The following is a 12,828-nucleotide window of genomic DNA, read 5'->3' as shown; positions in this document are numbered from 1 at the left end:
ATGACAACGGATGTATTGGGGCAGGCCTATTTCCATCAGAATGCTCAAGGCGTGTTTGTCGGCAATGATCCCGCACGCGGGCCATGGTCTGCCGATCACTGCCACGCGGGGCCGGTCAGCGGCCTGATCGTGCGGGCGGCAGAAACCGAGGTCGGCCCTGAAAAGATGCTGACCCGGCTGACGGTCGATCTGCTGCGCCCGCTGCCCTTGGCCGGGCTGCGGGTCGCGGCCGAGACCACGCGCCACACCAAGACGCTCGCCACCACGCGTGTCACGGTGCATGATCTGGACGATACGCTGTGTGCCACGGCCACGACGATGCATATGGTGCGCAAGACCCTTGGCGATGTGCCCAATGTCGATCTGCCAGCGCCACGATTTGAGGATGTGGTCGAAGGGCCGTTTCCAATCGGCGAGATGCGGCACGATCTGCCCGGCTTCGCCCATCATTCGCAGATCGCATATCCCAAGGGGGGCAATCAGGGCGCGGGTCCCAAGACGGTCTGGATGCGCACACCATCCTTGCTGGAAGGCGAGGAGCCATCGCCGATTCAGGCGCTCTGCCCGCTTGCGGATTGCGGCAATGGCATTTCGTGGAACGCACCGACCCGAGAGATGGGGTTCATGAACACTGATCTGACGGTGCAAATCCACCGTCAGCCGGTTTCAGACTGGCTTGCCTCGGATTCGATTTCGCACTGGCAGCCCTCGGGGATCGGCATGTCCCAGTCGGTGCTGTTTGATACGCAAGGTCCAGTGGGAACGGCGCTGCAGACGCTGGTTCTGTTCCCGCCGGGCTGAGGCGGCAGGTTTCTGCACGATCGCGTGCAATTGGATTGCCGATACTCGCCGCGCATCCTATCTTCGCGTCATGCGCTGGATTGTCCCTTTGCTTGCCTGCTGCCTGCCGCTTCCGGCTTTGGCCCACCCGCATGTGTTCATCGACACCGGGTTGGAGTTCATCGTCGACGACGCAGGCAACCTGACCCATGTCCGGGTGACCTGGGCGTATGACGAATTCTACTCGCTTCTGATTCTGGAGGACATGCGTCTGGATCAGGATGGCGACGGTGTACTGAACGCCTCTGAAGAACAGTTTCTAAGCGGTTTTGATGCCCAATGGGTCGAAGGGTATAATGGCGATCTGGTCATTCGTATGGATGATGCCGTGATCCCACTGTCAGGTCCGCTTGAGCCACAGGCGACAACCGAGGATGCCCGCATCGTGACCACGCATCTGCGCGCGGTCGAGGGTGCGCCGATCCCGGCCAACGGGTTGTCGATCAAGGCTTTTGATGAAAGCTTTTACACCGCTTATGAAGTGACGCGCCCCGTGATTGTCTCGGGGCCTGTTACCTGTCAGATTGAGCGGACCGATCCAGACATCGACGCCGAGCTTGCGCAGATGCGGGCGTTCCTGTTGACGCTGGATGCTGACTATGACCTTGAGGAAAACGATATCCCTCTGGTCGGTGAGAAATTTGCAACCGAGATCAGGCTTTCATGTCCAGGTACCTGATCGTACCCGTTGCCATCGCCTGCGGTGTGCTGCTGTGGTTCTGGGGCAGTGGTGGCTTTGACCATCTGGCCGCGTGGGCCGCTGGCGAGCAACGCGATTTCCAGAACCAGATTGCCCGCTCCCTGCGCGCCGCTCGCGCAGAACAGCCCGAGGCCATCGCGACCCTGCTGACCGTCTGTTTCGCCTACGGCTTCTTCCACGCCATCGGCCCCGGCCATGGCAAGGTCCTGATCGGCGGCTACGGTCTGGGCCGTCGTGTTGCGTTCTGGCGCTTGTCCGCGATCAGCGTCCTGTCCAGCCTCGGGCAGGCCGTCACAGCGGTTGTGCTGGTCTATGCGGGGGTTCTGGTGTTTCAGATGTCGCGCGAGGCGTTGGTGGGCACGACCGAGCAGGTCATGGCCCCGATCAGCTATGGCGCGATTGCTGCCATCGGCCTGTGGCTGATCTTTCGCGCGCTGCGCAGCTTCGCGCGGCGTCACAAAAGCCAGACATCGCATGCACATCACCACCATGATCATGACCACGGAACCTGCTCGGACTGTGGCCACCGGCACGGTCCGACCGCCGAAGATGCCGCTCAGGTCGGCAGCCTGCGTGAGGCGCTGATCCTGATCGCAGGCATCGCCGCACGCCCCTGCACCGGGGCGTTGTTCGTCCTGATCCTGACTTGGCAGATGGGCATCGCCATGGTCGGCATCGCCGGAGCCTTCGCCATGGCGCTGGGCACGGCAACCGTAACCACTCTGGTCGGTTGGACGTCCTTCGGTTTGCGCGGCGGATTGCTGGCCTCGGCCTCGGCCACGCGCTTTGCCTCGGTACTGGCCCCGACCATCGAACTTGTCGCCGGCCTCATCATTGCGGTGATCGCAAGCGGCCTGTTGCTGCGGGCGGTGTGACTTTAGCCAAACACCGGTTCAGGATACCCGACCCGCGCCAGATAGAGCCCCTGCGGCGGGCAGACCGGCCCGCAGGCCGCGCGGTTGGCCGCCTCAAGCGCATCCCGCACATCCTCGGGTGTCCATGCCCCGGCACCGACGCGTTCTAACGTGCCGACAAAGCTGCGCACCTGATTGTGCAGGAACGACCGGGCGCGAACGTGGAAATGGATCTCGGGGCCCGAGAAGCCCTGAACCTGTTCCACCCGCAGCTCATCCAGCGTTTTGACCGGGCTGGCGGCCTGACAGATGGACGACCGGAAAGTGGTGAAATCATGCCGCCCGATCAGCATATCGGCCCCGGCCTGCATCGCCGCGACATCGAGCCTATGATTGATCTGCCAGACCTGCCCCCGATCATGGGTCGCAGGTGCGCGGCGCATCAGGATGCGGAACAGATACTGCCGCTCAAGCGCTGAAAAGCGGGCGTGCCAGTCATCCGCGACCCGCGCGGCTTTGACGATGGCGACAGGCTGCGGCTTGAGATGATAGTTCAATGCCTCGGACAGGCGGAACGGGTCCCAGTCCCTGACCAGATCGCAATGCGCCACTTGCCCCAGCGCGTGGACCCCCGCATCGGTGCGACCGGCGGCGGCGATGGTATGGTCTCCGGGTTCGATCCGCGACAACGCGGCTTCAATCGCGCCCTGAACCGAGGGCAGCTCTTTCTGCCGCTGCCACCCGGCGAACGGTTCCCCTTGGTATTCGACTTTCAGCGCGTATCTGGGCATGCGCCGCTGGTAGCGCGCCTTGGCCGGACGGACAAGAGGGGTGAAAGCGCTGGCATGTCCTGCGACCGCTACCTATCTTGGGTCAAACGATAAAAGCGGGGCGACAGCTTGGTCATCTCATCCTTGGCAGACAGTCTGGTACGCGGGGTCGAATCCGTGGGCGACCGCGTGTCCGAGACGTTTTTTGAGCCGGTCATCCGGCTGGGCGTCACCGGATTGGCGCGCTCGGGCAAGACCGTCTTCATCACGTCTCTGGTCGCCAACCTGCTGGATCGGGGCCGTATGACCGGATTGGTGGCGCAGCAAGAGGGGCGGATCACCGCCAGCTATTTGCAACCTCAGCCCGATGACACCGTGCCCCGGTTCGATTTCGAAGCCCACCTGTCCGCGCTGACCGGTCCCACACCGCACTGGCCGGACAGCACGCGTGCCGTGTCCGAGCTGCGCCTTTCCTTCAAGGTGCAGCCTGCGGGCTTGCTGTCAGGGCTACAGGGCCCGCGGACGCTGCATCTGGACATCGTGGATTATCCCGGTGAGTGGTTGCTGGATCTGGCCTTGCTGGACAAGTCTTATGACGACTGGTCGCGGGACACGCTCCAACATATTGCGAAGCGTCCAGAGGCCGAGGCGTTTCTGGCTCAGACGCGGTCGACTGATCCAACCACCGCGCATGATGAACCGCTGGCCCAAGACCTTGCCCGCAGCTTCACCGCCTATCTGAATGCCGCGCGTGAGGCCGGGTTTTACGATTGCACCCCCGGTCGGTTCCTTCTGCCGGGCGATCTGGCGGGGTCGCCTGTCCTGACCTTTGCCCCTTTGCCTGTGTCCGAGGCATCGCGTCGCCGGTCCCTGCATCGCGAGATGGAGCGACGCTACGAGGCCTATAAATCACAAGTGGTCAAACCCTTCTTCCGCGATCACTTTGCCCGAATTGACCGGCAGATCGTTCTGGTCGATGCGCTGGGCGCGATCCACAAGGGCCCGCAAGCGGTCGAGGATATGCGCCGCGCGATGGGTGATATCCTGTCGGCCTTCCGACCGGGTCGCAATGCGTGGCTGAACAGGCTGCTGCTGGGCAAACGGGTCGAGCGTATCCTGTTTGCCGCCACCAAGGCCGACCACCTGCACCACCTGCAACACCCGCGCCTGACCGCGATCATCGAAGCGCTGACTCGCGACGCGCGCGACCGCGCCAGCTTTGCCGGGGCGGAAACGGCGGCCCTGTCGCTGGCCTCGCTGCGCACCACCACCGAAGAGATGCGCAACCATAACGGGGCCGATTTGCCCTGTGTGCGCGGAACGCTTTTGGACAGCGGCAAACAGGCGGCCTTTTACCCCGGCGAGCTGCCGGAGGACCCCGCTCATTTGCTGGGCCCCGCGCGCAACGGGGCTGATGGTTGGCTGGGCGAGGACTATGGCAACATGGCTTTCGCCCCCGCGCATCTGACGCTGAACCCCGGCGATGGCCCTCCGCATATTCGGCTGGATCGGGCGGCGCAGTTTCTGATCGGAGATCGGTTGTGACAGTGATCCTCCGCCCCGCGCGCAGTACTGATGCCGGAACCACGGGCGCCATTTTGCATGGGTTTGCCCGCGAAAACGAGTGGATGCCCGAACTGCATACCGAGGCTGAAACCATCGCGTTTTGTGGCCGGATGATCGATCTCGGCTGGGTAACGGTGGCCGAAATGCCGGGTCAGGTGATAGGATTTCTGGCGCTGAACGGGGATGAGGTGCATTCGCTCTATCTGGTGGCCCCGGCGCGCGGGCAGGGGATCGGGCGGCAATTGCTGGATCATGCCAAAGGGCGGCGATCCGAGCTGATCCTGTTTGCGTTTCAGGCCAATCACCCCGCCTGCCGGTTCTATGAACGCAACGGCTTTGTCGAGGTCGCCCGAGGCGATGGGTCCGAGAATGACGAAAACCTGCCGGATATCAAATACGTCTGGATACGCGAGGAGGCGGTCTATGGCTAAAGGCCCTGTGCTGATTGATCTGGAAGACGACGCGCCCGCAGCTGACGTGTCGACTGCGCCTCCCGTGCCGGATGTTGCGCCACCGCAGGGGCAGGCGATGCAAGCGGCGGCTCGGTTTGCAGCCCGTAAACCCTCTGCGCTGTCGCGCTGGTTCTGGGGATTGACGCTGGCGGTAGTTGGGGCGGTGGTCTCGGTCGCCGCGTGGGATTTCGCCGTCTCTCTGCTGGAGCGCGCGCCTATTCTGGGATGGATTGTCACCGGCCTGATCGGCGCGCTGTTGCTGGTCGTGCTGATCATTGCGCTGCGCGAACTGGCCGCGATCAGCCGTTTGTCGCGCGTTGATGGTTTGCGCCGTGCCGCTGATACGGCCTTGACAGACGAAGACCTATCAACGGCCCGCACCGTCACAAACCGCCTGATCGCCTTCTACCAAGGGCGCGACGAAACCCGCTGGGGCCGCGACCGCTTGCAAGAGCGGATGGGCGAACAATTCGACGCCTCGACGCTTCTCACCCTGGCCGAAGACGAGCTTCTGGCCCCGCTGGACGTCGCCGCCAGCCGCGAGGTCGAGGCAGCAGCCCGGCAGGTCGCGACGGTGACGGCTCTGGTGCCGCTGGCGCTGGCGGATGTAGCGACCGCGCTGGCAAGTTCTTTGCGGATGATCCGGCGCATCGCGGAAATCTACGGCGGGCGCGCGGGTTTTCTGGGCAGTTGGCGCCTGACCCGCGCGGTGTTCGTGCATCTGGTTGCCACCGGCGCCGTGGCTGTCGGGGACGATCTGTTGGAACCCATTCTGGGCGGTTCGGTCCTCAGCAAGCTGTCGCGCCGTTTTGGCGAGGGGCTGGTGAATGGCGCGCTCACCGCCCGCGTGGGTGTTGCCGCGATGGAGGTCTGCCGGCCTCTGCCGTTTTCGAAACGTCACAGGCCTTCGACCCGGGGCATGATCAAACGCGCGCTCAGCGGGCTGTTTTCCAAGACTTGATCTGGCGCAAAGCCCGCGCTGGCCGCGTCCTGCATAAACAGGGCGGAGCCAGCCATGACCGATCACGGCCACAGCCAGCAAGAGATATCCGACCGGATCAATGCCCCGCCAGGGCGTGGTGTTCTGCGTGATGTGGTCTATGGCGGTATCGACGGCTCGGTCACGACCTTTGCCATCGTCGCCGGGGTGGCCGGGGCCGGTCTGTCCCCCTTCGTCATCGTGGCGCTGGGGCTTGCCAATGTGCTGGCAGATGGGTTTTCGATGGCTGCTGGGAACTATTCCGGCACCAAGGCCGAACTGGACAACATCCACCGCATCCGCGCCATCGAAGAGAGGCATATCCGCCTGTATCCGGACGGAGAGCGGGACGAAGTGCGCGAAATCCTTGCCCAGAAGGGTCTGTCAGGCAGCGTTCTGGACGAGGCGACCGAGGAAATCACTTCGAACCACGACAACTGGATCAACCTGATGATCGAAGGCGAATACGGGCTGGGCAGCGTCGATCCGCACCCGCTCAAGGCGGCGCTGGCGACGTTTTTTGCCTTTCTGGTTGCCGGTATGATCCCGTTATTGCCGTTCCTGCTGTCGATGGCGAATGCGTTCACCCTGTCCGCCTGGATGACAGCGGGCGTGTTTTTCGCCATCGGCGCGATGAAGAGCCGCTGGTCTCTTGCGCCGTGGTGGCGATCGGGGGGAGAAACCCTGCTGATCGGAGGCGCAGCCGCTGCCATCGCTTATTGGGTCGGGTCGCTGTTTCACCCGTGATGAACTGCTCCGAACCCGGGTCGATCAAAGCCACACATGATATCCGTCTGGATTTCCAGACTGTTAAGCTGCGAATGAGAGGCGTATTTTCAAGCGACCACTGTTCGGAGGTTTTGGTTGGAATCCTTGCTCGCTCTCGTTGGCCTCGTTGTGCTGGCGATTCCCGTCTCGATCGTTGTTTTGCTGGTCGCCCAGTCGCGCCTGCGCAAACGCGTGGAACAACTGGAACGCCAACTGGCGGGGCAACAGCCTGAGGCTGCCGCCGAAGACACCGCACCGGTTCAGCCCGTTGCCGCAGAGCCGAAGCCGGGGCCGTGGGCGTCACGCCCCAAGGTCGAAACCCCGGTCGAAGAGCCACAGGCCGCCCCTGACGATCCTCCCGCCGCCATCGTCCTGCGCGAGGACCGGTTCGCCGCTCTGGCGACGTGGCTGCGCGAAAACTGGTTCTACGCGGTCTCTGCGCTGTCGCTGGCTCTGGCGGGGATATTTCTGGTTCAGTACGGGGTCGAAAACGGGCTGCTGCCCCCGACTGCTCGGGTACTTGCGGCGCTGGGATTCGGTGCGGCGCTAATAGGTGCCGGAGAGATTGTGCGCCGCCGTTTTGGCGATGACGAAGACGTGGCCACGGCCTATTTGCCCTCGGTCTTCTCGGGCGCGGGGCTGGTGACTTTGTTTGGGGCCACGCTTGCAGCCCGCACGCTATATGACCTGATTGGGCCCGAAGCGGCGCTGGCTGGCATGGTTAGCATCGCGCTTGTTGGACTGGTTCTGGGCTGGTTCCACGGCCCGCTTTTGGCGGCGGTGGGCCTGATCGGAGCCTTCGCCGCGCCGTTTGTTGTGGGTGGGTCTTCGGACGATCCGACGTGGCTTTATGGCTATTTCTTCGTGATCGCGGTACTAGGGCTGGGCATCGACACGGTTCGGCGCTGGGCGTGGATTTCCGTCCTGACCCTTGTCGGAGCTTACGGCGCGGCGTTTCTGCTGGTGCTTTCTTCACCCTTGACCGAGCCCGGATACCTGATCTGCATCACGGCCTTCCCGCTGATCACCATCGCGATCCCGGCGAGGCGGGTCTGGCCCGATCATTCCGGCCCGATGATCACGCAGATGATCCGCCGGAAGAAAAGCGACCCGTGGCCCGAATTTCCGACCCAGCTGGCCTTTGCAGCCGTGGCGGCCAGTTCGGCGATCCTGTCGATCCACTGGGCGGATTCGACAAGCGAATTCTGGCTGGGCATTGCGCTGCTGGCCGGGCTGACGCTGGCGCTGATCATCTGGGCGAAGGGTGCGCAGGCGCTGCAGGATGTGACGATTATGCCTGCGCTGGGCCTGATCTGGTTCGTGCTGGTGCATGGTCTGGACTATGGCGCTGCGGCACGCGTCTTCGCGGACACCTACGCCGAAACGGCCGAGGCGGATTTCCCCATGATCGCCACGGTACTGGTGGCGCTGGGCGCGCTGATCTCTGTGCTGGCGGCGTGGCGTTCCTTCGGGGCCGGGCGCTATGGCGTGGTCTGGGCCGGGGCCTCGGCCCTGTTCGCGCCGCTGATGGCCATCGCGCTGGAGGTCGGCTGGCATCCGGCAGAGGTGATCGGGACTTACCCTTGGGCGCTGCATGCTGTGGCGCTTGGGGCGATGATGGTGGTTCTGGCCGAGCGGTTTGCGCGGGTCGATGGCGACGACCGGATGCGGCCCTCGCTGGCGACGCTGTCGGCGCTGTCCTGTCTCAGCTTTGCCTGCATCATCGTGCTCAGTTCGGCTGCCCTGACCGTGGCTTTGACTGTGATGATCGTCGTGGCTGCCACGCTGGACCGGCGCTTTGATCTGCCACCGATGAGCTGGTTCATCTGGGCCGGAGTGTTTACCGTAACCGTCCGGCTCGTGCTGGATCCGGGCCTGGACTGGGCCAATGAAGCGCCGCTGGCCGAAATGGTGCTGGTCTATGCCGCTGCCGTGATAGGCTTTGTCGTGGGCTGGATGCTTCTGAAACCGCTGAATCGCCCCATCGCCACGCTGCTCTTGGAAAGTGCTGCGTGGGCGACAGTGGGTATCCTGCTGTCGTTGCTGCTGCTGCGCTGGCTCGAAGGGTTCGGCGAGGGCGGCGCTAAAGACAGTCACTGGGGTCTCGGCCTGTTGGCGGTGATCTGGCTGCTGCTGGCCTATGCGCAGGTTCAGCGGTTCGCGCTCGGCGGTAAGCTGAATTATGCGCGCTACCTGCTGGCAGGCTTCTTCGCGGAACACGGTCTCGCCCGGCTGGCGCAGGCCCTGTCCGAGGCGAACCCGCTGATCAACCCGCTCACCGATCCGGTGCTGGGTCCGCCGGTCGTGAACACGCTTGCGGTGGCTTATCTTCTGCCCGCATTGGCCATCGGGTTCTTGGCCTGGCGCATCGGTGCGATGCCGATATTGCTGCGGCGGATCAGTTATGCAGCCGCCGGAGCACTGGCCGCTGTCTGGCTTGGTCTGGCGATCCGGCATGTCTGGCAGGGCGCGGGCGGAATGTTCGAAGGCAACGGCGTCACCCAGCCCGAGCTTTACACATATACCCTTACCCTTTTGGTCATCGGGGCCGCACTGTTCTACCAGTCGCTGGCCCGTCGGTCCGATCTGATGCGCAAGGCGGGGCTGGCTGTGATCGGGCTGGCGGTGGCCAAGGTGTTTCTGATCGATATCGCGGGTCTGGGCGGGCTGATCCGGGTGTTCTCGCTGTTGGCCTTGGGGCTGGCATTGGCGGGTCTGGCGTGGCTCAACCGCTGGGCCAAGCTGCGCCATTTGCCGCAAGGGTCGGAACCTCTGGACCATTAGGCGTGGCCGTCTTATAAGCGCGGCCATGCATGACCGTTTGGCCATCATTATTCGAATTATATCCCCGGCGCTCTGATACCACGAGACGCCGGGCAAAGGTGCTTGAGATATCGCACTGACCGCTTCGATCCACATGACGACAAGACCATCCTGAGGACGCCCCAAATGTGCGCCGAGACACCTGACTACAAAGACACGCTGAACCTGCCCAAAACCGATTTCCCCATGCGCGCAGGCCTGCCCAAGCGCGAACCTGCATGGCTGGAGCGCTGGGAGAAGATCGGCGTCTATGACCGCCTGCGCGAGAAAGAGGGCCGGACGTCCTTTACCCTGCATGACGGCCCCCCGTATGCGAACGGCCACCTGCATATCGGCCACGCGCTGAACAAGACCATCAAGGACATGATCGTGCGGTCGCATCAGATGATGGGCCATGACGCGCGTTACGTGCCCGGCTGGGACTGCCACGGCCTGCCCATCGAGTGGAAGATCGAAGAACAATACCGCAAGAAGGGCAAGAACAAGGACGAGGTGAATATCGTCGACTTCCGTCAGGAATGCCGCAAGTTCGCCGAGGGCTGGATCGACATCCAGCGTGAAGAGTTCAAGCGTTTGGGCATCACCGGCAACTGGCCCGATCCCTATATCACCATGGACTATCACGCCGAAGCGGTGATTGCCGACGAGTTCATGAAGTTCCTGATGAACGGGACGTTGTATCAGGGCTCAAAACCCGTGATGTGGTCGCCGGTTGAGAAGACGGCTCTGGCCGAGGCCGAGGTTGAATATCACGACAAGGAAAGCTTCACCATCTGGGTGAAATTCAAGGTCGTGAACACGGGCGACGTGACGCTGGATAACGCTTACGTGGTGATCTGGACGACGACTCCGTGGACCATGCCGTCGAACAAAGCGGTGGTTTATGGCGAAGACATTTCCTATGGCCTCTATGAGGTAACGGGCCGCCCCGAAGAATGCTGGGCGCGGATCGGTGAGCGTTACCTGCTGGCCGATGACCGCGCTGCGGATGTGTTTGCGCGGGCGCGGCTGGACGATTCCATGTATCGCCGCCTGTGTGATGTCACACAGGAGGATCTGGCCAAGATCCAACTGACCCACCCACTAGCCGGGGCCGAAGGTGGCAACGGCGAATGGGACGACATCCGCGATTTCCGCGCCGCTGACTTTGTGACGGATACCGAAGGCACCGGCTTCGTTCATTGTGCGCCGTCGCACGGGATGGAGGAATTTGAACTCTACCGTGATCTGGGCATGTTGGAACAGGTCATCACTTATAACGTGATGGACGATGGCTCGTTCCGCGCCGATCTGCCTTTCTTTGGCGGCACATACATCCTGTCTCGCAAGGGTGGCGAGGGCGACGCAAACAAGGCGGTCATCGACAAGCTGGCCGAGGTCGGCGGGCTGCTGGCGCGGGGCAAGATTAAGCATAGCTATCCGCATTCATGGCGCTCTAAGGCTCCGATCATCTACCGCAACACGCCGCAGTGGTTTGCGTCCGTTGATCGCAAGCTGGACGACGGAATGGGTGAGATGGGAGACACCATCCGTGAACGCGCCCTGCGATCGATCGACGAGCTGGTGAAATGGACGCCGCAGACCGGCCGCAACCGCCTTTATTCCATGATCGAGGCGCGCCCGGACTGGGTTCTGTCCCGCCAGCGCGCATGGGGTGTGCCGCTGACCTGTTTCACCAAGAAAGGCGCTCTGCCGACCGACGCGGATTACCTGCTGCGCAATGAGGAACTGAACGCGCGCATCAAGGCGACGTTCGAGAAGGATGGCGCGGATATCTGGTACACCGATGGGTTCAAAGAGAAGATCCTCGATGGCATCGCCAACCCCGACGACTACGATCAGGTGTTCGACGTGCTGGATGTGTGGTTCGACTCCGGCTCGACGCACGCTTTTGTTCTGCGGGACCGTGAGGACGGGACCGAGGACGGGATCGCCGATGTCTACATGGAGGGCACCGACCAGCATCGCGGGTGGTTCCATTCGTCCATGCTGCAGGCTTGCGGCACCAAGGGCCGTGCGCCTTACCGCAACGTGGTAACTCACGGTTTTACGCTGGATGCCAAGGGCAACAAGATGTCCAAGTCGCTGGGCAACACCATCGTGCCGGAAGAGGTCGTCAAGCAATATGGCGCCGATATCCTGCGGTTGTGGGTGGCTCAGACCGACTACACCGCCGACCAGCGGATCGGGCCTGAAATCCTGAAAGGCACCGCTGACAGCTATCGCCGCCTGCGCAACACAATGCGGTTCATGCTGGGCTCACTGGCCGACTTCACCGAGGCTGACCGTGTGGACCCCGAGGATATGCCGCGCCTCGAACGCTGGGTCCTCAGCCGTCTGGCTGAGTTGGATGAACAAGTGCGCAAAGGTTATGCCGCATTTGACTTCCAGGGCGTCTTCAGTGCGGTTTTCACCTTCGCCACGGTTGACCTGTCTTCGTTCTATTTCGATGTGCGCAAGGATGCGCTCTATTGTGATGGTGATACCCTGCGTCGTCGCGCGGCGCGCACTGTGCTGGATATCCTGTTTCACCGCCTCACCACATGGCTGGCACCTGTGCTGGTCTTCACCATGGAAGAGGTCTGGCTGGAGCGTTTCCCCGGCGATGAGAGCTCGGTCCATCTGGTGGATTTCCCGGAAACACCTGCCGATTGGCGCAATGTCGATCTGGAAACGAATATGGCCAAGGTCCGGCGCGTCCGCCGTGCCGTGACGGCTGCGCTGGAGGTGCAGCGGCAGGACAAGGTCATCGGCTCCAGCCTTGAGGCCGCGCCCATCGTTTATGTTGAAGATGCGGAAACCCGTGACCTGCTCGCAACGTTTGACGTGGATGATCTGTGCATCACGTCCGGTCTGACGGTCACCGGCGATCCGGCACCCGCCGAAGCCTTCCGTGTGCCCGAGATTGAGGGGATCGGTGTGGTTTTCGAGAAAGCCGAAGGGGCAAAATGTCAACGTTGCTGGAAAATCCTGCCGGATGTTGGGCGTCACGCGCATGACGCTGTGTGCGGGCGCTGCGATGAAGCGTTGAGCTGATCCGGCATCGGAACGCGTGTGGCAGGGCTTTTTGCGAGGC

10 protein-coding genes are annotated in these 12,828 nt (G+C 62.7%); 9 read left to right on the top strand and 1 reads right to left on the bottom strand.

The window, feature by feature from the left end:
- The 3 genes from ACR3EN_RS01850 to ACR3EN_RS01840 all read left to right on the top strand — a co-directional run bounded on the left by ACR3EN_RS01850 (nt 1) and on the right by ACR3EN_RS01840 (nt 2,415).
- Complete coding sequence (locus ACR3EN_RS01850; RefSeq protein ID WP_480819330.1) at nt 1-801, top strand: thioesterase family protein; 801 nt, start codon at nt 1-3, stop codon at nt 799-801.
- A gap of 70 nt (nt 802-871) precedes the next feature.
- Nucleotides 872-1,519 carry a DUF1007 family protein gene (locus ACR3EN_RS01845; protein WP_480819331.1) on the top strand — a complete coding sequence of 216 codons (648 nt, stop codon included), beginning with the start codon at nt 872-874 and terminating at the stop codon, nt 1,517-1,519.
- Nucleotides 1,504-2,415, top strand: coding sequence for a nickel/cobalt transporter (locus ACR3EN_RS01840; RefSeq protein WP_480819332.1), 912 nt, complete (start codon nt 1,504-1,506; stop codon nt 2,413-2,415). The genes ACR3EN_RS01845 and ACR3EN_RS01840 overlap by 16 nt, the downstream gene beginning before the upstream one ends.
- A 2-nt stretch (nt 2,416-2,417) precedes the next feature.
- Here ACR3EN_RS01840 and truA read toward each other — a convergent pair whose 3' ends face one another.
- On the bottom strand, nt 2,418-3,185 hold the full coding sequence (gene truA, locus ACR3EN_RS01835) for a tRNA pseudouridine(38-40) synthase TruA (RefSeq protein ID WP_480819333.1): 768 nt from the start codon (nt 3,183-3,185) through the stop codon (nt 2,418-2,420).
- 108 nt (nt 3,186-3,293) lie between these two features.
- Here truA and ACR3EN_RS01830 point away from each other — a divergent pair, with 108 nt between their 5' ends.
- The 6 genes from ACR3EN_RS01830 (at nt 3,294) to ileS (ending at nt 12,788) form a co-directional block, all read left to right on the top strand.
- Nucleotides 3,294-4,709: a YcjX family GTP-binding protein gene (locus tag ACR3EN_RS01830; protein WP_480819334.1), complete on the top strand. Its 1,416-nt coding sequence runs from the start codon at nt 3,294-3,296 to the stop codon at nt 4,707-4,709.
- The gene (locus ACR3EN_RS01825; RefSeq protein WP_480819335.1) at nt 4,706-5,161 is read left to right on the top strand and encodes an N-acetyltransferase family protein; all 456 of its coding nucleotides are present in this window, start codon (nt 4,706-4,708) and stop codon (nt 5,159-5,161) included. Before ACR3EN_RS01830 ends, ACR3EN_RS01825 begins: the two co-directional genes overlap by 4 nt.
- Entirely contained in the window at nt 5,154-6,143 is a 990-nt protein-coding gene (locus ACR3EN_RS01820; protein WP_480819336.1) for a YcjF family protein, read from the top strand. Before ACR3EN_RS01825 ends, ACR3EN_RS01820 begins: the two co-directional genes overlap by 8 nt.
- Nucleotides 6,144-6,197: 54 nt before the next feature.
- Nucleotides 6,198-6,908, top strand: a complete 711-nt coding sequence (locus ACR3EN_RS01815) for a VIT1/CCC1 transporter family protein (RefSeq protein ID WP_480819337.1) — start codon at nt 6,198-6,200, stop codon at nt 6,906-6,908.
- Nucleotides 6,909-7,025: 117 nt separating this feature from the next.
- Nucleotides 7,026-9,713, top strand: a complete 2,688-nt coding sequence (locus tag ACR3EN_RS01810; RefSeq protein ID WP_480843263.1) for a DUF2339 domain-containing protein — start codon at nt 7,026-7,028, stop codon at nt 9,711-9,713.
- A 165-nt stretch (nt 9,714-9,878) separates the two neighbouring features.
- On the top strand, nt 9,879-12,788 hold the full coding sequence (ileS, locus tag ACR3EN_RS01805; protein ID WP_480819339.1) for an isoleucine--tRNA ligase: 2,910 nt from the start codon (nt 9,879-9,881) through the stop codon (nt 12,786-12,788).
- Nucleotides 12,789-12,828 lie beyond the last annotated feature (40 nt).

The sequence above is a fragment of the Ruegeria sp. G7 genome, from assembly GCF_056535465.1.
The sequence above is the reverse complement of the archived record's forward strand: the minus strand, read 5'-3'. Positions and strand labels throughout refer to the sequence as shown.

Bases quoted from the DNA above. Each gene is read 5' to 3' on its own strand.
- ileS (WP_480819339.1), top strand. From the start codon at position 9,879: ATGTGCGCCGAGACACCTGACTACAAAGACACGCTGAACCTGCCCAAA.
- ACR3EN_RS01850 (WP_480819330.1), top strand. From the start codon at position 1: ATGACAACGGATGTATTGGGGCAGGCCTATTTCCATCAGAATGCTCAA.
- truA (WP_480819333.1), bottom strand. From the start codon at position 3,185: ATGCCCAGATACGCGCTGAAAGTCGAATACCAAGGGGAACCGTTCGCC.
- ACR3EN_RS01840 (WP_480819332.1), top strand. From the start codon at position 1,504: ATGTCCAGGTACCTGATCGTACCCGTTGCCATCGCCTGCGGTGTGCTG.
- ACR3EN_RS01820 (WP_480819336.1), top strand. From the start codon at position 5,154: ATGGCTAAAGGCCCTGTGCTGATTGATCTGGAAGACGACGCGCCCGCA.
- ACR3EN_RS01815 (WP_480819337.1), top strand. From the start codon at position 6,198: ATGACCGATCACGGCCACAGCCAGCAAGAGATATCCGACCGGATCAAT.
- ACR3EN_RS01845 (WP_480819331.1), top strand. From the start codon at position 872: ATGCGCTGGATTGTCCCTTTGCTTGCCTGCTGCCTGCCGCTTCCGGCT.